17 protein-coding genes are annotated in these 17,532 nt (G+C 60.5%); 5 read left to right on the plus strand and 12 right to left on the minus strand.

The features are described 5' to 3' along the window. Nucleotides 1-21 precede the first annotated feature (21 nt). Both EV281_RS06210 and EV281_RS06215 read right to left on the minus strand, forming a co-directional pair. Nucleotides 22-972: a peptidoglycan-binding domain-containing protein gene (locus EV281_RS06210; protein WP_132652072.1), complete on the minus strand. Its 951-nt coding sequence runs from the start codon at nt 970-972 to the stop codon at nt 22-24. After that, nucleotides 944-2,509, minus strand: a complete 1,566-nt coding sequence (locus EV281_RS06215) for a HAMP domain-containing sensor histidine kinase (RefSeq protein WP_165911855.1) — start codon at nt 2,507-2,509, stop codon at nt 944-946. The genes EV281_RS06210 and EV281_RS06215 overlap by 29 nt, the downstream gene beginning before the upstream one ends. Before the next feature lie 423 nt (nt 2,510-2,932). Here EV281_RS06215 and EV281_RS06220 point away from each other — a divergent pair, with 423 nt between their 5' ends. Together EV281_RS06220 and EV281_RS06225 are read left to right on the plus strand one after the other, a co-directional pair. Continuing rightward, complete coding sequence (locus tag EV281_RS06220) at nt 2,933-3,457, plus strand: DUF5330 domain-containing protein (RefSeq protein WP_132653193.1); 525 nt, start codon at nt 2,933-2,935, stop codon at nt 3,455-3,457. A gap of 210 nt (nt 3,458-3,667) precedes the next feature. Then, nucleotides 3,668-4,090 (plus strand): SufE family protein, encoded by a 423-nt coding sequence (locus EV281_RS06225; protein ID WP_132652074.1) that lies wholly within the window; start codon nt 3,668-3,670, stop codon nt 4,088-4,090. A 55-nt stretch (nt 4,091-4,145) separates the two neighbouring features. On the opposite strand, the gene EV281_RS06230 is transcribed toward EV281_RS06225, so the two are convergent. The 10 genes from EV281_RS06230 to EV281_RS06275 form a co-directional block, all read right to left on the minus strand. Beyond that, on the minus strand, nt 4,146-4,571 hold the full coding sequence (locus tag EV281_RS06230; protein ID WP_132652075.1) for a YciI family protein: 426 nt from the start codon (nt 4,569-4,571) through the stop codon (nt 4,146-4,148). A gap of 271 nt (nt 4,572-4,842) precedes the next feature. Next, nucleotides 4,843-5,274: a MucR family transcriptional regulator gene (locus EV281_RS06235; RefSeq protein WP_007821525.1), complete on the minus strand. Its 432-nt coding sequence runs from the start codon at nt 5,272-5,274 to the stop codon at nt 4,843-4,845. A gap of 431 nt (nt 5,275-5,705) precedes the next feature. Then, nucleotides 5,706-6,044: a monovalent cation/H(+) antiporter subunit G gene (mnhG, locus tag EV281_RS06240; RefSeq protein WP_132652076.1), complete on the minus strand. Its 339-nt coding sequence runs from the start codon at nt 6,042-6,044 to the stop codon at nt 5,706-5,708. Further along, entirely contained in the window at nt 6,041-6,361 is a 321-nt protein-coding gene (locus EV281_RS06245; RefSeq protein WP_132652077.1) for a cation:proton antiporter, read from the minus strand. Before EV281_RS06245 ends, mnhG begins: the two co-directional genes overlap by 4 nt. After that, nucleotides 6,355-6,837, minus strand: a complete 483-nt coding sequence (locus EV281_RS06250) for a Na+/H+ antiporter subunit E (RefSeq protein WP_132652078.1) — start codon at nt 6,835-6,837, stop codon at nt 6,355-6,357. The genes EV281_RS06245 and EV281_RS06250 overlap by 7 nt, the downstream gene beginning before the upstream one ends. Further along, a complete protein-coding gene (locus EV281_RS06255; RefSeq protein WP_132652079.1) occupies nt 6,834-8,381 on the minus strand; it encodes a Na+/H+ antiporter subunit D in 1,548 nt (515 codons plus the stop codon). The genes EV281_RS06250 and EV281_RS06255 overlap by 4 nt, the downstream gene beginning before the upstream one ends. Nucleotides 8,382-8,583: 202 nt before the next feature. After that, nucleotides 8,584-8,961, minus strand: coding sequence for a Na+/H+ antiporter subunit C (locus EV281_RS06260; protein WP_132652080.1), 378 nt, complete (start codon nt 8,959-8,961; stop codon nt 8,584-8,586). Beyond that, nucleotides 8,961-9,380 carry a Na+/H+ antiporter subunit B gene (locus EV281_RS06265; protein ID WP_132652081.1) on the minus strand — a complete coding sequence of 140 codons (420 nt, stop codon included), beginning with the start codon at nt 9,378-9,380 and terminating at the stop codon, nt 8,961-8,963. The genes EV281_RS06260 and EV281_RS06265 overlap by 1 nt, the downstream gene beginning before the upstream one ends. Before the next feature lie 256 nt (nt 9,381-9,636). Then, nucleotides 9,637-12,000, minus strand: a complete 2,364-nt coding sequence (locus tag EV281_RS06270) for a putative monovalent cation/H+ antiporter subunit A (protein ID WP_132652082.1) — start codon at nt 11,998-12,000, stop codon at nt 9,637-9,639. 351 nt (nt 12,001-12,351) lie between these two features. Then, a complete protein-coding gene (locus tag EV281_RS06275; RefSeq protein WP_132653194.1) occupies nt 12,352-13,350 on the minus strand; it encodes a LacI family DNA-binding transcriptional regulator in 999 nt (332 codons plus the stop codon). Nucleotides 13,351-13,679: 329 nt separating this feature from the next. Here EV281_RS06275 and EV281_RS06280 point away from each other — a divergent pair, with 329 nt between their 5' ends. From EV281_RS06280 to EV281_RS06290, 3 genes are read left to right on the plus strand one after another with little or no spacing between them, the layout of a single operon-like run. Next, on the plus strand, nt 13,680-15,161 hold the full coding sequence (locus EV281_RS06280; protein ID WP_281026256.1) for a sugar ABC transporter ATP-binding protein: 1,482 nt from the start codon (nt 13,680-13,682) through the stop codon (nt 15,159-15,161). After that, nucleotides 15,158-16,471, plus strand: a complete 1,314-nt coding sequence (locus tag EV281_RS06285) for an ABC transporter permease (RefSeq protein ID WP_132652084.1) — start codon at nt 15,158-15,160, stop codon at nt 16,469-16,471. The genes EV281_RS06280 and EV281_RS06285 overlap by 4 nt, the downstream gene beginning before the upstream one ends. Beyond that, entirely contained in the window at nt 16,458-17,423 is a 966-nt protein-coding gene (locus EV281_RS06290) for a substrate-binding domain-containing protein (RefSeq protein ID WP_132652085.1), read from the plus strand. The genes EV281_RS06285 and EV281_RS06290 overlap by 14 nt, the downstream gene beginning before the upstream one ends. The last annotated feature ends 109 nt before the right edge of the window (nt 17,424-17,532 follow it).

Here is a 17,532-nt window from a genome sequence, read left to right on the forward strand (position 1 = left end):
ATGATTTACGCGAGTTGACGATCAGATCGCGCCGATTTCTTTGAGTTTCTTCAGCACGGCTTCGCTCGGCTCGCCATTTTCCGGCAGATTATAGTGTTTCTGGAAGTGACGGATGGCGGCGCGGGTCTGTTCGCCAGCGACACCATCGACGCCGACATTGGCGTAGGCCATGTTGGCGAGGCCCTTCTGGATCTTCAGTACCAGATCGACATTGGCGATTCCCGATAGCGGAACCTGCTTCGGCGAGGCCGGCGCCGTCTTGACGGTCTTTTCGGCGCTACGGATGGCGGCGGCGACCGGATCTTCCTCCGTTGCCTTCGATGTCACATCTTCCGGCGGTTTTTCGACAGGAATGGTCGAGGGGCCGACAGCATCGGTCCTGAGCGCGGCAAGCACATCCGGTGTAGCGTCGCCGCTTTGCGCCATGCCGACCGTTTCCTCGAAGAAGAGGATGGCAGCGCTGGTGCGCGGGCCGATGACACCATCGGCATTGCCGTTATAGAGGCCGCGGCGGATCAGTTCCTTCTGAATATCCATGACGAGTTGGTTCGGCTGCTGGCCGGAAGCAACCGGTGGCGTGGATTCGGTGGTCGCGGCAGCATCATCCGGCCGCTCGATGCGGAAGGTGGTGACATCGCCCTGCGGCTCAGGCTGCGGACGAAAGCCGATGGCATAAGGCGCGTCCGGATCGCGGGTGCGGAAGATCGGATGCGGGTGTGCACCCGGCTGATACCAGAGCGCATTGGCGGCAACGAAAGAAAAGATGACGACGAAGGCGATCGTGCCGCCGGCAATGGAGGGATTGCGGCCGATGACGCCGCCGAGCGCGCCAGCGCCCTGCAATCCAAGGCCACCCAGCGCCGCTACGCCCTGCACGCCGATACCGCCGAGTGCTGCCGCACCGGTCATCAAAAGGCCCTGCTGATGCCGGCCCTTTTTGCCCTTAGGCGATTTTCGCTTGCGCGCGGCCATCGAAGAGCCCCTCCTCCACTTCCGCGGCATCCACCGCGCTCTTCAGCCGCGGCGGAAATTCGACCGCCCCCGTCTGGTTGTTAGCCTCGCCAGTGCAGGCGCCGGAACCATCCGCCGCGACCTCGATGGTGATGATCGTGCCCTCGCCGGGCTGGCTGGCGATGGCGAAATGGCCGCCATGCAGGGCAACGAGCCCTTTGACCAGCGAGAGGCCAAGACCCGTACCCTCGAATCGGCGGGTATAATCATTCTGGATCTGGACGAAAGGTTGGCCGAGCGTCGCGAGCCGGTCGGCCGGAATGCCGATGCCGGTATCGCTGACCGTCAGCTTGAGGATACCGTCGCGCATCGCCGCATCGACGGTGACCACGCCGCCGGCCTCTGTGAATTTCACGGCATTGCCGACAAGATTGATAAGGATCTGCTGCAGCGCGCGCTGGTCGGCAACGACCTCGCCGATGCCGCGCTGGACGCGGCTCGTCAGCGTCACGCCCTTGCTCTTGGCCTGCAGGGCAAGCATCGATTCGCAGGAACGGATCGAGGCACCGATATCAAAGGGCTCCAGCATCAACTCGTAGCGGCCGGCTTCGATCTTGCTCATATCCAGCATCGTGTTGACGACCGAGAGCAGATGCGCGCCTGATTCACGGATCAGGCCGGCATATTCGCGCTGACGCTCATTCTCGAACTTGCCGAAATATTCGCCGATCAGAATGTCCGAAAAGCCGAGGATGGCGTTCAGCGGCGTACGCAGCTCATGGCTGACAGCGGCGAGGAAACGGGATTTGGCATCGTTGGCCGATTCCGCATCTGTCACGCGCGCCTGCGCTTCGGCGCGAAGCCGCTGCTCCACCGACACGTCGTGCAGCTGGGCAATGACAGCCGAAAGCATGCCGTCGATATCCCGCCGCGCGGTCATATCCATACGCAGATAGGCGAACTGGCGGTAGTCGTGCGAGACCGAGGGACGCTCAAACCTCAGATCGACGATTGCTTTTTCCTCACCCTGTCGCAGGGCATCCAGTGCCTGCAGGAAATGGATGCGGTCGGAGACATGAACCTGCTCGAAGAAGCCCCTGCCTTTCGGATCGCGCATCCAGGCAAGATAGTCGCGCTTATCGCGGCCACCCGCCTCCGTCACGCTGCCGTGCGGATCGAGGAAGAGCACAAGGCCCGGGCTCATTTCAAGGAAGAGATCGTCGGCGCTTGTCGTAACAGCGTTCTGGGGCGCAGCCTGGCGGGCCAGCGCAATACTGCCGACGGCCGAAAACAGGAACGCGGCGCAGACGGTGGCGACGCCGGCGGGCAGTGCGACAGCGGGGCTGGTGACGAGGGAGAGGCCAACAGGCGCGGCGACAAGGGCGGCAGAGGACAGGAATACAAGGCGGCGCAGAATGGCGAGCTCGCTCTGGCGCACAGCTTCGCCACCACTCGTCCGGGAGAGCCAGCCTGCCGCTGCCCGGTCCACGAGGGCCGTCGCCCGGCCGCCAATGTCACTCAAAAAACGCACGCAATACCTGCCCGAAAGGCCTTTCATTAACCCGGACAATAGGCCCCCGCGGCTTAAGGAAAGGATAAGGCAAAGTCGCCCTCCACAGCCCAAAACCGCCAAAAGTCCCATTTTGGGCCATCTGCACGGCTCTTTGGATTTTGTGGTTAATAGCCGGTAAGCGACGGATTTTCCTTGTATTTCAGCATCGCGTTAACTCTTGTGGCAAGGCGGCGGGCCAAAAGCCCAGCAATTGCAGTCCGCGGCTGCCACCATGCTTAACAGCGATCGGTAGAATTTGACTGAAATGCCCCGAAAATGCCGATCATTAAAATTCGAATCAAATTTGCCGTAAATGCCGTGGAGTTTCGAAAAGCGGCATTCGCAACTTCACGATAGGGTTCAATCACACCGGACAACCGGCCCTGATTCGGCAGCAAGACCGGACGGGGAAACAGGATGGGCAAGACAATGTGGTTTCTGATCAAAGGATCATTCTGGTTTGGCCTAGTGCTCGTAGCGCTCTCCGTTTTCTCTTCGGAGAGCTCCGACAATGCCGGCCACACACAATTGCAGTTTTCCGACGCCTTCACGGCGGTCAGCGGCGCCTATGACTATATGACCGGCATGTGCGCCGAAAAACCCGAGGTCTGCACCAAGGGTGCGGAGACCTTGACGGCTCTCGGCTACCGGGCCCGTGAAGGCGCCCGTGTCGCCTATGAGCTGCTCGATAGCCAGTTCAAGGACGATGCGTCCAAAATGGCTTCCGCAAAGTCGGCTGTGCCGCCGGCGCCTGTGGCGCTTGCCGCTCCTTCCCTGCCGGAAACGGTCACCAATACGGTGCGTGAGGCGCAGGCTGCGCTGAACCAGCCGATGCCGCATATGCCGCAGCCCTACCGCCCGCCGGTCGATGACGGCGCTTCAGCCGAACAGGTCGTCACCGGCACCATTCCCGCCGGCACGATCCCGCTGCCGACGCCGAAGCCGGCGATCTGACGAATTCTGCGGGCGATCCGCCCGTGTCCAAGCTTGCATCGGTGGTCCGCATGACGCGGAGATGCCCCATGCCTGACGTGCCTGCCCTGTTTATTTCAGCACTTTGCTGCGCCGTGAGGATGCCCATCCCTCACGGCGTTTCTTTTTGACGGTTCAATTCTGCGGTCGGTTCGCCTATATGATCAGGTAATAGCGAAAGGCCTGACAAGCATGGCAACCCTCGACCAGATCATCGACGACTTCTCCTTCCTGGACGATTGGGAAGACCGCTACCGATATGTCATCGAACTCGGCAAGGCTCTGCCGGAGCTGGCCGAGGAAAAGAAGACCTCCGAGAACAAGGTGATGGGCTGTGCCAGTCAGGTGTGGCTGGTGACGCATACATCAGGCAATCCGGACAATCCGCTCATGACGTTCGAGGGCGATTCCGATGCGCATATCGTGCGCGGCCTCGTCGCCATCGTGCTCGCCACCTATTCCGGCAAGATGGCATCCGAAATCGCCTCGCTTGACGCTTTCGAGATCTTCTCCAGGATCGGGCTCACCGAAAACCTCTCCTCGCAGCGCTCCAACGGGCTGCGCTCGATGGTCAATCGTATCCGCGAGGAAGCACGCGTGCGGGCCGCCGCCTGAGGCAGCCACGCGCCCGGAGAAATAGCCTCCGGACGCGTCGCAATTTCCGATCAGATCATTTGCTGTCGGCCATCTTTTCACGCAGGCGCTCTTCCTGCTCGATGAGCTCCGGCGTGAAGGCCTCACCGAAATCGGCAGCTTCAAAGACCTGACGGATTTCAATCTCGCTCGGGCCCGGCATCGGATTAGGGCAACGCTTAACCCATTCGAGCGCCTCCTCCATGTCCTTGACCTGCCACAGCCAGAAACCGGCGATCAATTCCTTGGTCTCGGCAAAGGGGCCGTCGATCACCATGCGCTTCGGACCATCGAAGGCGACGCGCTTGCCCTTGGAAGACGGATGCAGGCCCTCGCCTGCCTGCATGATGCCGGCATTGACGAGATCTTCGTTATACTTGCCCATGGCGGCCAGAAGCTCGGTCGAGGGCATCACGCCCGCTTCGCTGTCCTCAGTCGCCTTGACGATAACCATTACGCGCATTGTCTCTTCTCCTCTTATTACGGCGGCACGAGCGCCCGCCTGTCCTCAAACTTTTCATGCAATTCCGAACGCAAAACCGCAGCGCATTTTGCTGGAATTGCTCTAGAGACGGATGGGCTATTAGCAGGCCGACATTTTTGTCGTGTTTTCTTCGAAGATAAATGACAGTGGGCGAATGGTCATTCGAGATGCGCGCCATCTTCGGAGCGCAAATACGAAAAAGCCGGGCACCAGGCCCGGCTCTTTGTATCGTCCAGCGGTGTGAGACCCTTCAGCCGCGGCCGCGCTTGCGGCGCTGTCCCAAACCCATTTCCTTTGCGAGGCGCGAGCGCGCTTCGGCATAGGCCGGGGCCACCATCGGGTAATCGGCAGGCAGATCCCACTTCTCGCGATATTCTTCCGGCGCGAGATTATGATGCGTCATCAGGTGACGCTTCAGGGACTTGAAGTTGCCGCCACATTCCAGGCACGTAATCTGCTCGTCCTGTACGGACTTGCGGACAGAGACTGCGGGCTTCTGCTTTTCGACGACCGCTGCCACCGGCTGCGGTACGGACGTGTTGCTCAGTGCCGAGTGTACGTCGGAAATCAGATTGGCCAGGTCGCTGACCGGCACAACGTGGTTGCTGACATAGGCCGCGACGATATCGGCCGTCAGTTCCACAAGCAGCTCCGGCGCATTGCCGGTCGCCATATCCGTCATATTCTTTCTCCTGTTAGCATGCTCAAACGGTCCTTCTCCCAGAAGGCAAAGAACCCTCGTCGTAGAGCTAAACAGCAAAAGAGCAGGATGCAGCCTTTGTTCCGAAAAACCGGAAATCCACCCCTAGATTCCGAAGACCGTTTTCTGCACCAATACTGCCTGAAGGTGAGCTAGTACATGTTCTTCCAGGCAGTCACCCAGTTAGACATTGGCAATCAAGGCTGAGGGACTTGGAAGCAGTACGATTCTAATTCACAATCAGAACTCTACTTGGATTTTCAAATAGCATCGTTTTCCCAAAAGGCCAATTATTAATTGTGATTTTCCTAGAAAAAAAATCCATCACAAAGAATTGGTCAGCAGTTTGGAAAGCTTTACTCGCGATTCCAGTGCGTAAGTTTGCGTAAATTGCTTAAAATTCTGAATAGCCCTCATCCTCGGCGCATTCGCATATCGTCACGTATTGAGATAGGAGCTGGGAAATGACCAGTTTTATGCGAAGCTCTCGCAAGAAGGTGTGCAGAAACAGGCGCTGTTAGAATGAAAAACAAGAAACCGGCCAGTGCTCTGGCAAACACGGCAAGTTCGCCCGAGTAAAGTCCGGCGGCAAGCAACAAGAGGCCGGAACCGACGGTGCCGGCTTTGGAGGCGGCGTGCATGCGCGTGTAGAGATCCGGTAGACGCACGATGCCGATTGCTGCCGCCAGCGCGAAGAACGCGCCTGCCAGCAGCAGCACCGCCGTGATTACGGCAAGCATATAGTCCATCATTCGCTTCTCCCATGCGACTCGCGCTCAGCCTCTCTCAACGCTCTGCGCGAAAGCACAAAACGGGCGAAGGCGACGGTTGCCAGGAAACCGACGAGGCCGAGCGAAATGGCGATATCGATGTAAAGCGAGAAGCCGGTGCGCACGGCGACAACGGCGATGAAGCCGATCGCGATGCCCGTCAGCATGTCGAGCGCCAGAATGCGATCCGGCAGGCTGGGTCCGGTCACTACACGCCAGACGGTGAGGAAGAGCGCGACGCAGAGAATGCCAAGGGCCGTGACGGCGGCGACGGACACGATGGCGGCGGGTGTCATGATCCAAAGGCCTCCATGATGCGGCGCTCGAAGCCACCAGCGATATCGCGTCTGACCGCCTCCGGATCGGCGCAGTCCAGTGCATGGACATAGAGCGTGCGGCGATCCTCGGATACATCGACCGAGAGCGTTCCCGGCGTTAGCGTGATGAGATTGGCAAGGAGCGTAATCTGGAAATCGCTCCTCACCGTCAATGGGAAAGCGAGAATGCCCGGAGCAAGCTGCATGCGCGGCGAAAGCACCGTCAGCGCCACCCGCCAGGCCGAAAGCGCCAATTCCTTCAGGAAAAGACCGGCAAGCAGGAGGATGCGCAGCGGACGGATGCGGCGCGGCGCGGACCGGCCGGTAAAAGCCTCGCGCACGACGGCGAGCGACAGCAGCGACAGGGCCAGACCGAGCACGAAATTATGCGGCGAGGCGCTGCCTGTCACGGCAACCCATGCAACGGCGAGCGGCAGGCTCAGGAACAGGACGATCATCGCACGGCTCCTTCCGGAAAGACCGAGAAGATATAAGCGTAGGGATCAGCAAGCCCGTCGGCCGCTGATCGAGCAGCCTGCAGCAATTGTTCCGGCAAGATACCGAAGCCGGTGACGAGGATCGTCAATACGACAAGCGGCACGCCGACTGTCCAGCGCGTCCGCACCCGCGGCAGGGGCAGCACGGACGGACGCCAATAAGCAAACAGGAAAAGGCGACCGAACGCGATTGTAAGCAGGAAGCCGCCGAGCAGAATGGCGCCTGCCAGCCACCACGCACCGAGATCGAGCGAAGCCTTGACCAACAGCGCCTTCGGCCAGAAACCGGAAAAAGGCGGCAGGCCGCAGGCGGCGAAGAACAGCATGAGAGACATCGCAGCGAACCCGCCGTTCTGGCGATAGAGTCCCCCGAGTGCCGCAATCGAGAAGGAGCCGCCTCGCCTGCCCGCTTCGCCGGCCAGCAGATAGAGTGCCGTCATCAGCACGACCGAATGCAATGCATAGAAGACTGCGCCCCCGAGGCCATCGGCGGTGCCGAGGGCCGCGCCGACCAGCATATTGCCGATGCCCGAGATCACGACATAGCCGAGCATCCGGCGCAGGTCGGATTCGGCGAGCGCACCCAAAGCGCCGACGAGGATGGTCAGGGCACCGACGATGGCGATCAGCAGGCTGAGTTCATCCCGCTCGGTGGGCAGCAGCATGACGAGGACACGCAGCAGCGCATAGACGCCGACCTTGGTCAGCAGGCCGGCAAAGAGCGCTGACACGGCGATGCGAGGAGTATGATAGGAGGCCGGCAGCCAGAAATTCACCGGAAAGGCGGCGGCTTTCATGGCGAAGGCCAGCAGGAAGAGGCAGGCAAGCGTCATCAGCGGCGCCGTGCCACTGAGCCCCGCCGCCCGCTCGGCGATATCTGCCATGTTGAGCGTGCCGAAGCTCGCATAGAGGACGCCGACAGCGATGAGGAACAATGTCGTGGCGATGAGGTTCAGCACCGCATATTTCAGTGCGCCATCGATCTGCGCCCGTTCGGAGCCGAGGATCAGCAGGCCGAAGGAGGAAATGAGCAGCACCTCGAACCAGACATAAAGATTGAAGATATCGCCGGTCAGGAAGGCGCCGGTGACGCCGGCCATCAGCAGCATCAAAAGCGGGAAAAAACCGTATCGCCGGCCGCTTTCGGTCGTGTCCGACAGGGCGTAGATGCCAGCGGCAAGGGCGGCGACCGCTGCGGCGAGCGCCATCAGCGCGCTGAAAACATCCACGGTGAAAGCAATGCCGAAGGGCGGAAGCCAGCGGCCCATGACCATGGTAAGCGGGCCGTTTCGGGCGACCTGCCATAGGAGAGCGGCGTCGAGAAGCAGCAGGATGACGAGACTGGCGATGGCGATCCATGCCTGCAGCCGGGGAAGGCTGCGCAGCATGAGCAGGAGTGCCCCGAGGCAGATGCAGATTGCAACCGGCAGGATCGCCAGCCAGTGCGCCGGCGGGACTGGGGTGGTGACCATGGCTGCCGAGAGATCGGAAACGGGCGCGGCCATTAAGGAGCGACTCCCTTTGTGGTCGGCGGATAGGCACCCCCCTCTGCCCAGCCAATCTCCCCCACAGGTGGGGAGATTGGCTGGGCGCACCCGCCCGCCCAAACAACAGTTGTCAAACGGGACCTTGCCGCGAGTCGATCTCCCCCCTTGTGGGGGAGATGCCCGGCAGGGCAGAGGGGGGTAGGCATCCGCACAACCATCCTCAATACCCCATCGGTGGCATCGGCCGGTCTTCGGGCTCGGCATCGTGCATGTGAGTCGTATCGTCCGTACCGAGCTCCTGATAGGCGCGATAGGTCAACACCAGCAGGAAGGCGAGGAAGGAGAAGGAGATGACGATCGCAGTCAGGATCAGCGCCTGCGGCAGCGGGTTAGCAGCGCTTGCCGGCAGCGCATCGGCACCCGCGGGGACGATCGGCGGGACCTCGCGGGTCAGCCTTCCCGCCGTGAAGATCAGGAGGTTCACTGCATTGCCGAGGATGGCAATGCCGAGCATGATGCGGATCGAGAAACGCGACAGCATCAGATAGATGGCGGCCGAGAAGAACAGGCCGACGAGGATGGCGAAGAGCGGCTCCATCAGTCCACCTCCCTTTCTTCCAGCGCCAGCGCAATCGAGGCGACTGCTCCGAGCACGACGAAATAGACGCCGAGATCGAAGAGCGTGACGCTGGAGAGCGGCACTTCCACGCCGAGGACGTTGGGATAGACCCAGAGGCCGGTCATGAAGGGCACGGCAAACAAGATGGATATCAGACCAGCGAAGCAGGAGAGCAGCAGGCCGAAGCCGGCAATTGCCAGCGGATGAAAGCGGATCGCCCGGCGCACCGCCTCCACACCGAACGCAATGCCGTATATCGCGAGCGCAGAAGCGGCGATCAACCCGCCGATGAAACCGCCGCCCGGCTCGTTATGCCCTCGCAGCAGGATGAAGACGGAAAAGAGCAGCATCAGCGCGGTGATGAAGGGTGCAACCGTGCGGAAGATGAGGGTGTTCATGCGGCGCCTCCGCGAAGAGGCGCTACTGGATCAATCGAAAACCGATTGGAAGTATTCAAGTAACGGGTCGGGAGCAAACCTCCCTCCCTCATTCCTGTGCTTGTCACAGGAATCCAGCCACGGCGCGTCCGCGCCGTGAATGACTCGTCTTCTGAAAGGGAAAGGGTCTCCTGTGCCCAAGGACTTGGGCACGCTGGATTCCTGTGACAAGCACAGGAATGAGGGAGGTCAAGGATACGCGCCGAGCCAGCAAACATCATTCCGCGCCCTCCGTATCCGGATCGTTCGTCGCGAGCTTGCGTTCAGCATTGCCGCGGACGCGGATGAGCGCGAGGATCGCCAGCCCCGTCACGGCCACGACGGCGATTTCGCCGAGCGTATCCGTGCCGCGGAAATCGACGATGATGACATTCACGACGTTGGCGCCGTGGGCGATCAGCTTCGAATGGGCGTTAAAGAAATCGCTGAGCGTCGTGTTGAACGGTGCTTCCGTGGCGCGCATCAACAGCAGCGCGAAGCCGAGGCCGCAGGCGAGCGAAAGGGTAATATCGAAGAGGCGCCGAACTCCGTGGCGCCGATCCGTCGGCGACAGGCGCAGCCGGGTCATGACGAGGGCGAGGATGACAACTGCGAGCGTTTCGACCATGAACTGCGTGAAAGCGAGGTCCGGCGCGCCGAAAAGTAGAAAGATCAGTGCAACCGCAAAGCCCTGAATGCCGAGCGAGACGATCGCCGTCAGCCGGTCGCGAGCGATCAGCACGGCAAGAAGGCCGGCTACCGCGATGAGCATGATGCCTGCCTCATGCGGGCGCAGCTCGGCGGGCCAGACAAAAGGCAGCGGCAGTTCGCCATGGACGATAAGCGGCACGAGCAGGATCGCGGCGACGCATACGAAGGTGGAGGCGACGTAGATATCCAGCCGCCCCGGCTGAACGACGCCGATGGCGCGATGGGCGAAACGGACCAACGCCGTGACGACATGGTCGAAGCCGCGATCCGGACTCCGGGCGGAACGCAGGAGAAAAGCCACGAGCGTGCGAGCGTGGTCGAGCTGCCAGTAGACGACGATACCGAGCACCACCGTCAGCAGCGACAGCGCAAGTGGCACGCCGACATGCGGCGCAAGTGTAACGGAGACGACGTTGGTGGCTTTGCCGGCAACGGCAGAGGCCATGGGCGAGGATAGCCCGCCATGCGTGAAACCTGAGAAGAGCGCCGCAAGCAGGCCTGCCAGAGCGAGGGTTGCCGGGCCTAACCACAGCAGCACCGGCGCCTCATGCGGATGTTTCGGCGTTTCCACCGGCCCGCCGATAAAGGGTCTCAGCCCCACGGCAAAGGCGATTGCAAACATCAGCGCATTGCTGAAAACCGCGATGGCCGTGACGAGGATGGAATAGGGATCGCCAACGGCCAGAGCGGTATAGATTTCCTCCTTGGCGAGGAAGCCGAAGAAGGGGGGCAGGCCGGCCATGGAAAAGGCGGCGGCTATGGCGATCGCGAAGGTCAATGGCATCGCCTTTCGCAGGCCACGAAGCCGCGTGATGTTGCGCGTGCCGGTCTCGTGATCGATGATGCCTGCGACCATGAAGAGCGCGCCCTTGAAGAGCGAATGCGCCACCAGATAAAGCACTGCTGCCTTGATAGCATAGTCAGAGCCGAAGCCGGTGAGCAGCACCAGCAGGCCGAGAGAGGAGACGGTCGTATAGGCGAGTTTCAGCTTCAGATCCGTTTGGCGGATGGCGAGCACCGAGCCGGTGAGCAGCGTCAGGCCACCAAAGATGGGAAGCAGGACTTCCCATGCCGGAGTCGCTCCCATGACCGGGTTCAGCCGCATCAAGAGGTAGACGCCGGCTTTCACCATCGTGGCGGAATGGAGGTAGGCGGAAACCGGCGTCGGCGCTTCCATGGCGTTCGGCAGCCAGAAATGAAACGGAAACTGCGCCGATTTGGTGAAGGCACCGCCAAGCACCAGCAGCAACGTCGTGAAATAGAGCGGGCTGCCTCTCACGACATCGCCTGACTGCATCAGTTCGGAGAATTGCGCAACGCCTGTCAGCCCCCAGAGGATAAGCAAGCCGGCGAGCAATATCAGTCCGCCTCCGCCCGTGACCACCAGCGCCTGAAGAGCGGCTCGCCGCGACGCCTCCCGCTCATGATCGAATCCGATCAGCAGGAAGGAGGTAATGGAAGTGAGCTCCCAGAAAATGAAGAACGTTAGGAAGCTGTCGGAGACGACGACGCCGAGCATCGCGCCCATGAAGAGAAAGATGAAGGAGAAGAACCGGCCCTGATCCGGATGCCCTTTCAGATATCCGCCGGCATAGAGCACGATCAGCGTGCCGATACCGGTAATGAGCAGCGCGAAGGCGAGCGACAGCCCGTCCAGGAACCAGGAAAACCGGACGCCGAGGCTCGGCACCCAGTCATAACCGCCCGTCACGATCCGGCCGCCGGCAATATCGGGCACGAGACTCAGGAAATGCAGGAAAGCCAGCAACGGAGCAACGGCGAGCAGCCATGCGCCGTTTGCACCGGCAACGCGGATGAGAACCGGCCCCGCGAGAGCACCGATCAGCGGCAGGCACAAGGCCAGAAATGTCAGGGCCGTGACATCGGCCATGTCCCCTCCCCGCGAATTCGGATGAAAGCCAGTAAAAACAGCCAGTTTTCATGACTTAGGCGACTCGGCTGATCGCCTCAAGCAATTTCGGCCACCTGTCGGAGGTGGATGCGGCTGTCTTCACAGGCTTGGTGTTCAAGAAAGGCGCGTAGCGAGCCGGGAAACGGAGCTGTACAGGACGAAGAAGACAAGCGGCAGGGGCCGGAAAAAAGGTGATTCATCGTCATGCGCCGATTGGGTAAAGCTTAAGTTGCGCAGCGAAACGGCACGGCCTGATTCAGCGGCCCGGTCAGACGCAGGCTTGTATCATCGTCCTGAAGGGAAAAGAACCGCAGACAGATTATTCTCAGATCAACCTAAACGAGGCCTACAGGATTCACGGATCATCAATCGGCCCTTTAGAACGATGTGCCGCGGCTCACGTCGCTTCTTGTCGGCAACCCGACTGAGAATGAGTTCTGCAGCCTGTTCTCCGATCGCTTGAACCGGCTGCGCGATGGTCGTGAGATTGGGCTGAAACACGTCGGCCCAGGGGAAATCATCGAAACCCGCCACCGAAATATCACCGGGGCAATCCAGACCGACGTCGCGGATGGCCTTCATGACACCGATGACCATCAGGTTGTTGGCGGCAAATATTGCCGACGGCCTGTCCGGCCGTGTCAGCAACTGCATCGTCGCGGTGTAGGCATCCTTTGCCCGGAAGTTGCCGAGCCTGACGAACTCATCGCCGTAGTCGATGCCGGCCTCCTGCAAGGCGGCGAGATAGCCGGCCAAGCGATCCCGGCCTGTCGATGTGGAGAGCGAACCGGAAATATAACCGATGTTCCTGTGTCCAAGGTCGATGATGTATTTCGTGGCCGACTTGACCGCATCCTCGTTATCCACGACGACCGCATCGGCGTCGAGATCATGACATAGGCGGTCAATGAGGACCACCGGAGTATTTGCGCCGCGCAAATGACGCCGCAGACCGTCATCGTCACCGGCCGCCGCGATGATCAACCCGTCAACCATGCGATCCAGCAGCAGCGATATCTGCTCTTCCTGCAAGGATGCGCTTTCATCGGTGCAGCAGAGCATCACGGCATAGCCGGCACGGTGAAGCACGTCCTGGATGACGGCGACCACGTCGGTGAAGAATGGATTAGTGATATCGGCAACAACCAGCCCGACCGTCGTCGTCGTGCCCATCTTCAGGCTTCGGGCAACGGCATTACGCTTGTAGCCGATCTCCTGGATCGCCTGCTCGATCCGCTCGCGCAACTTCTTGCTCACCGGCGCCGTTCCGTTGACTGCGGCGGAAACAGTTGCAACCGACACGCCAGCCGCCACGGCGACGTCCTGCATCGTCGGGACAGCCTTGCTTATCTTGCCTGAGATACGGTCCATGATTCGAAACGTTTCAAATATTTTTCTGAGCCGATGTTAGGAAATAACCTTCTATTTTGCAATCTTCTGCTGCTGCTGAAAGCGTGAAAGCTTGACAATAACGAAACGTTTAGATTAGCGTCAGATGATAAATGCGGACATGCTGGAGGGGAGGCCATGGTGTCATGCAAAGCGGACCTCGGGTCCCACAGGGACCTCATGTTTCTCAGGTAGACCCGCCACGTGGTCCTGGCGACCCCCTGCTGTCGGCACTGCATGTTTCAAAGAGGTTCGGCGGGATCGCCGCGCTGACGGACGTGGCATTCGACCTTCATGCCGGCGAGATCCACGCGCTGATGGGAGAAAATGGCGCGGGCAAATCAACCCTGATGAAGATTTTCTCGGGCGTGCATACCGAATATGAGGGTGAAATCCAGCTCGATGGCCGGCCTGTGAAATTCGCCAGCGTACGGGATGCCGAGGACGCCGGAGTGGCGATCATACACCAGGAACTGAATCTCGTTCCGGAGCTCAGTGTCGCCGAAAATATCTTCCTCGGTCGCGAGCCGCGTATCGCCGGCCTGTTCATCGATAAGCGCAAATGCGTGGTCGAGGCGCGCGCCCTGCTGAGGCGGCTCGGCATTGATCTTGCTCCTGAGGCGCGTGTCGGTTCGCTGCGGATCGGCGAGCAGCAACTGGTCGAGATTGCAAAGGCACTCTCCCTCTCCGCCCGCGTGCTCATCATGGACGAGCCCACTTCGGCGCTATCGCCTGGAGAATGCGTGCGGCTCTTTGCCATCATGCGCCAGTTGGTGCGGCACGGCGTCGGCATCGTCTACATCTCGCACCGAATCGACGAAGTCATGCAGCTCAGCGACCGCGTGACGGTGTTTCGCGATGGCCGGCATGTGTGGACCAGAGTGATGTCGGAGACCGACGAAGATCGGATCATCGCCGCCATGGTCGGACGCGATCTTGGGCATGGCGAAAGCCAACGCAGTTCGACCGCGAAGGAAGTACTGCTTTCCGTCCGGGATCTGTCGCTCGCCGTAACGGGCCGGCGCGGTAGGCGCAACGTGCTGAAGGAGGTCGGTTTCGACCTTGCGGCAGGCGAAATTCTCGGCATAGGTGGGCTGCTCGGCGCCGGCCGGACGGAAATTCTGCAAGCCATTTATGGCGCGGCTGCCGGCCAGGTTGGCGGCAATATCTTCATCGACGGCAAGCCTGTGCGTCTCCGCTCTCCCGTCGAAGCGCGCCGCCGCGGTATCTCGCTGCTCACCGAAGATCGCAAGTCACAAGGACTGCATCTGCGTGACACGATCACCGACAACATCGCCCTGCCCGTGGTCAATCGGCTAGCACGTTTCGGCATTCGCAAATTTGGTTCGGAAGAGAAGCTGGCGACTGATGCGGTCAAGTCACTTGGTATTCGGGCCGCTGGCATCGATCAAGCCGCCGGTACGCTCTCCGGCGGCAACCAGCAGAAGGTGGTGATTGCAAAGTGCCTTGCGGCGAATCCGAGAATCCTGCTTCTCGACGAGCCGACTCGCGGAATCGACGTCGGGGCGAAGCGGGAAATCTACGAGCTGATCTTCAAACTCGCCGCCGATGGTATCGCGATCATCGTCGTTAGCTCTGAGATGCCGGAACTTCTGTATCTGGCCGACCGCATCCTGGTTATGTCGGAGGGACGGCAGACCGGCATCCTGGATCGCGCCACCGCGACGGAAGAACGCATCATGCAGCTTGCCGCTCCGCGGTCGGCACAGCGCGAAAAGGCAGTGCAATGAATCTCATTCTCAGGACCAAGCTCTATTGGGGACTGATCTCGATTTTCCTGATCGGGGTGCTCGCGTCGCCGACGACATCGTCCGGCAAGAACATCTTCCTGTCGGCCGGCAACCTTCTCGACGTGCTGCGTCAGGTTTCGACGACCGGACTAATTGCAACCGGCATGACCGCCGTCATCCTGACGGGCGGCATCGACCTGTCGGTCGGCTCGATGATGGCGATCTGCAGCGTGGTTTGCGCCATGCTGCTTACCGTTCCGGGCGACACATCAGCGGTGTGGATCGGCATACCCTCCGTCTGTCTCGCCGCACTGGTGATCGGCGCGGCCGGTACGCGCTTTCTGTTTCTCAATATCGAAAAATCACGGGGCGCCGGAGCCCGGGACACAGCGCTCGACAGGGTGAGGGGCATCGGCATTCCGGCCGTAGTCGGCCTTCTGCTCTGCGCCTTGCTGCTCTTCTATCTTCTGCCGCAGATCGACCGCAAGTTCGGCGTGATCGGCGTCCTGCTGATCACGCCCGCGGTCGGCCTGCTATTCGGGACGATCAATGGCGTTGTCATCGTCGCCGGCCGGCTGCAGCCTTTCATCGTTACGCTGGCGATGATGGTCACCGCGCTCGGGATCGCGCGGCTGACGGCGGGGCAGAACAATGCCGTTTTGCCGGTATATACCGGATCGAACGCAACGGAGGACTTCGAGAACCTCCGTTCGCTGGTCTTCGGCATCGTGCCGACGCCTGGCATCTTCTTCCTGGCAGCGATCATTCTTTATGCCGCCGTGCTCAGGTTGACGCCGTTTGGTCGCTATATTTATGCCATTGGCGGTAACGAGGAGGCCGCGCGCCTTTCGGGCATCGACAGCGGCAATATCAAGATTGTCGCCTATGCGCTTTCCGGCCTGCTAGCCGGCATCGCCGCCGTGCTTTACGTCGCGCAGTACCGCCAGGGCAAACCCGATGCCGGCGCCGGCCTTGAACTCGATGCCATAGCGGCAGTGGTGATCGGCGGCACCAGCCTGATGGGCGGCCGTGGCGGACTAGCCGGCACCTTCTGCGGCGTCCTCATTTTCGGCCTGCTCTCCAATATCCTGCAATTGCACAACATCGATTCCAATCTCCAGCTGGTGCTGAAGGGATTGATCATCGTCGGTACCGTGCTTGTCCAGGAGCGCAACGCCAGTGACATTCTCTCGCGTTTCCAGCTCATGATGCCGAAGACGGTGAGAAATCCAACGTCCGCGGAGGAGCGGTCGTCAAAAGAGATCCTGTCTCTTAACAACCTCGGAGGAAACGAAAATGAAACGTCGTGATTTGCTAAAGCTTGCTGTCGCAACAACCGCACTCGCCACCACGGCCCTGATCACGGTCAATTCGGCCGCGGCTGCCGACAAGAAATGGCGCATCGGCTTCTCGCAGGCGACAACGATCGAGCCCTGGCGTGCGCAATTCAACAAGGACATTATCGCCGAGGCCGCTAAACATCCCGAAGTCGAATTGATCATCACCGATGGTGAGGACAAAACTGAGAAACAGGTAGCGGACGTTGAAAACCTGATCCGCCAGGAAGTCAACGCACTGCTGGTATCGCCGAAAGAATCGGCTGGCCTTACCGGCGCGGTGCAGGAAGCCATCGATGCAAAAATTCCGGTCTTCGTACTCGACCGCAACGTCGACACCGATAAATATGTGCAGTTCGTCGGCGGCGACAACAAGCTGATCGGCGAGGCGGCCGGCCAGTATGCCGTTGAGCTTCTGGGTGGCAAAGGAAAAGCCAAAGGAACCGTCGTCGAAATCTGGGGTGGCATGGGGACGCAGCCGGCCCATGACCGGCACGACGGCTTTCATGAATTCACGGACAAGGAGCCGGGGATAAAATATCTGCTGGATCAGCAGTCGGGCGACTGGAAGCAGGATCAGGCCTACAACATCATGGCGACTGCGCTGCGCAACAACGAGCACATCGATCTGGTCTACGGCCACAATGATCCGATGGCTTACGGCGCCTATCTCGCAGCCAAAGATGCCGGCCGCGACAAAGAGATGAAATTCATCGGCATTGACGGCCTGCCGAACGAAGGTGTGCAGCTCGTCAACAAGGGAGAGCTGACGGCAACCTTCGTCTACGCAACGCCCGGCGCGGAGGGGCTGCGTCAGGCCATCAAGTATCTGAATGGCGAGAAGGTCGAGAAGACCGTCGTCCTGCCCACCATGAAGATTACCAAGGAAAACGCGCCTGACATCCTCAAAGCCAATGGACTGTAAGCAGGCTGAGACGACGATGCTCCCGGCACCTGTGTCGGGAGCATCGACCCGTTCCCCTTCGTCCCAGACTTGATCAATCGTGCCCAACGCACCACATTTGCGCACGAAA

The organism is Rhizobium sp. BK418, assembly GCF_004341105.1.
In the GTDB taxonomy this organism is placed as follows: Bacteria; Pseudomonadota; Alphaproteobacteria; order Rhizobiales; family Rhizobiaceae; genus Rhizobium.

Excerpts from the sequence above, each read along its gene's own strand:
- EV281_RS06255 (WP_132652079.1), bottom strand. The coding sequence starts at position 8,381 with ATGGCCGCGCCCGTTTCCGATCTCTCGGCAGCCATGGTCACCACCCCA.
- EV281_RS06220 (WP_132653193.1), top strand. The coding sequence starts at position 2,933 with ATGTGGTTTCTGATCAAAGGATCATTCTGGTTTGGCCTAGTGCTCGTA.
- EV281_RS06260 (WP_132652080.1), bottom strand. The coding sequence starts at position 8,961 with ATGGAGCCGCTCTTCGCCATCCTCGTCGGCCTGTTCTTCTCGGCCGCC.
- EV281_RS06250 (WP_132652078.1), bottom strand. The coding sequence starts at position 6,837 with ATGATCGTCCTGTTCCTGAGCCTGCCGCTCGCCGTTGCATGGGTTGCC.
- EV281_RS06265 (WP_132652081.1), bottom strand. The coding sequence starts at position 9,380 with ATGAACACCCTCATCTTCCGCACGGTTGCACCCTTCATCACCGCGCTG.
- EV281_RS06290 (WP_132652085.1), top strand. The coding sequence starts at position 16,458 with ATGAAACGTCGTGATTTGCTAAAGCTTGCTGTCGCAACAACCGCACTC.
- EV281_RS06275 (WP_132653194.1), bottom strand. The coding sequence starts at position 13,350 with ATGCAGGACGTCGCCGTGGCGGCTGGCGTGTCGGTTGCAACTGTTTCC.
- mnhG (WP_132652076.1), bottom strand. The coding sequence starts at position 6,044 with ATGATGGACTATATGCTTGCCGTAATCACGGCGGTGCTGCTGCTGGCA.
- EV281_RS06230 (WP_132652075.1), bottom strand. The coding sequence starts at position 4,571 with ATGCGCGTAATGGTTATCGTCAAGGCGACTGAGGACAGCGAAGCGGGC.
- EV281_RS06270 (WP_132652082.1), bottom strand. The coding sequence starts at position 12,000 with ATGGCCGATGTCACGGCCCTGACATTTCTGGCCTTGTGCCTGCCGCTG.
- EV281_RS06225 (WP_132652074.1), top strand. The coding sequence starts at position 3,668 with ATGGCAACCCTCGACCAGATCATCGACGACTTCTCCTTCCTGGACGAT.
- EV281_RS06210 (WP_132652072.1), bottom strand. The coding sequence starts at position 972 with ATGGCCGCGCGCAAGCGAAAATCGCCTAAGGGCAAAAAGGGCCGGCAT.
- EV281_RS06235 (WP_007821525.1), bottom strand. The coding sequence starts at position 5,274 with ATGACGGATATGGCGACCGGCAATGCGCCGGAGCTGCTTGTGGAACTG.
- EV281_RS06215 (WP_165911855.1), bottom strand. The coding sequence starts at position 2,509 with ATGAAAGGCCTTTCGGGCAGGTATTGCGTGCGTTTTTTGAGTGACATT.
- EV281_RS06285 (WP_132652084.1), top strand. The coding sequence starts at position 15,158 with ATGAATCTCATTCTCAGGACCAAGCTCTATTGGGGACTGATCTCGATT.